Genomic DNA, 1,815 nt, shown 5'->3' with positions numbered 1-1,815 from the left:
GGAAGAACGCTTAGCCGATTTCCGCCGCGGCCTGGACGAGATCGCCCGCGGCTGGGACGCCCGACGCGCCCTGGCCGATGGGGACGGCGGGCGGCAATCTCCTCCGACAACCGAACCGCGAGATGGCGATGGCATCACCTATGGCCGTAAGCCTGATGGCCGCCCCTACGCCTCCGGCCCCGTCCCGCCCCCGGCCATGCCCGAAGCCACGGAGGTGAGGCAGGTTCCGGATGCGAGGCGGCCCATTGCGCCAGGCCCCTCCGGGACCCTCCCGCCGGTGGATTTCCCGAAAATACGTGTCGACGACGAAGGCGACGGCAACTTTCGATCCCGTCGCGCGCATGGAGACCATATGGGCCTTGATCTTGAAGTTCCGCCGGGCGATCCGGTGAAAAGCCCCGTGGAAGGCCAAGTGGAACGGATGGGATCGACATACAAGAAGGAAGCCGATCCCTTCGGCGGGAAATATCAAACCATCTGGATCAGGGGCCTGGATGGGAATCTTTATGGTCTTGGATATGCCGTGCCGATGGACAAGGGCGGGCGGGAGATCGTCAAGCCCGGCGACAGGGTTGCGGCCGGTCAGGTCGTTGGTTCCATGCAGAATCGGGCAGAGGAGGTGAAGTCTGGCCTGATGAAAAACCACATGCACTTCTCAATTTTTGGGAAGGATGGCAAAGAGATCGATCCCACGCCTCTGTTTCGCGAATGGACACGAGCGTTCAGCGAGCTTGATTGAGGTTGTGGAGAGCTATTCGCCGCTTCCAATATACCAGCCCAGGATGGACCATCTTCTATCCTGGGCTTGGCGTAGATGGTAGAAGCTGTTCTCCACCTCGGGAAATGGGCAGGGCGATTTTCCCTCGACGCAAAAGCGCTGCTGAGCCAAGAGATGGACGTCTCCCGGCTTTTCGGGTGGATTGATGTCCCGCCTTGCAGTCTTGGCGGAAAGCACCTTCATGGAAGTGATCCGGTACCAAACGGCCACCCTGCGTTCAGGAAGCGAAATCTCCCTGCCGATCACAGTCTCGCAGAAAGCCATATTCAGCCTGGCGGAACAAGCCTTGAACGTCTCCAATGCACACCTAGGCGTTACGGGATCGCCGATGCATTTGCTGGTGGTGATCGCCGGGTCCCAGGAGACGATGTGCCAGACGTCCTTGGGATCGGGCTTCAGGTCTTCCGGCGCCAAGCCCGCGGCCGTAGAAGGTTTCGCTTCTTCCATGCCCAATAGCGCCGAAACAAGAATGACCAACACCCGAAATCGCATAGGCCGATTGTGCTGCAACGCCAGGGATTGGGCAAGCGCCCGATGGCTCGGGACCGCCGAAAGGATGAACCCTGGACTGCGCCGGTAGCGGCGGAAGCGCCGCCCGAAGCGGGCGGCGCTTCTTCAATCGATTCGGGGGAACGGATAGTCCTCGCTGAACAGAAAGCAGTCCGACGTCCACAGTCCTCGTTTAAATCTGCGGGCGTCGCTTTCGACGACGATGTAATCGGCGTTGCCGGCACTGAGGGCGTCGCCGGAGGAAATGGCGTAGCCGTCGAACGCCATGGCGCTGCTCAGGTTGACCCGCCTGGGCTCGCAGAGCCGGAAGTGGGCGGGCGTTTCGACGGGCAGGGCGCGGTCCTCCTCGTCGGCCGCGCAGCCCCCTTCGGTGCGGCAGGTCGCGAACAGGACGCCCCCCCAATCGTAGTACAGCGGCCCTCCCCCGGTCCAGCAGACGACCGTCCCGTCGCCCCATTGGGCGATCTGTTGTTCGAGACGTTCCTTGGCCAGGGTGGCGGCATTGACCTCCCGGCCTTCCCACTGGC

3 protein-coding genes are annotated in these 1,815 nt (G+C 62.3%); 1 reads left to right on the top strand and 2 read right to left on the bottom strand.

Going from position 1 to position 1,815, the window contains the following annotated elements; translation table 11 throughout:
• Positions 1-739 (top strand): M23 family metallopeptidase (locus H7841_18345; protein ID MEO5338819.1); only part of this gene is annotated, 739 nt, incomplete at its 5' end.
• Positions 740-751: 12 nt separating this feature from the next.
• On the opposite strand, the gene H7841_18340 is transcribed toward H7841_18345, so the two are convergent.
• Both H7841_18340 and H7841_18335 read right to left on the bottom strand, forming a co-directional pair.
• Positions 752-1,258, bottom strand: coding sequence for a hypothetical protein (locus tag H7841_18340; protein ID MEO5338818.1), 507 nt, complete (start codon positions 1,256-1,258; stop codon positions 752-754).
• Between the two features lie 135 nt (positions 1,259-1,393).
• Positions 1,394-1,815 (bottom strand): hypothetical protein (locus tag H7841_18335; GenBank protein MEO5338817.1); only part of this gene is annotated, 422 nt, incomplete at its 5' end.

It is taken from the genome of Magnetospirillum sp. WYHS-4, assembly GCA_039908345.1.
Classification (GTDB): domain Bacteria; phylum Pseudomonadota; class Alphaproteobacteria; order Rhodospirillales; family GLO-3; genus JAMOBD01.
Note: the sequence above shows the minus strand (reverse complement) of the source record. Positions and strands in the feature narration are given on the sequence as shown.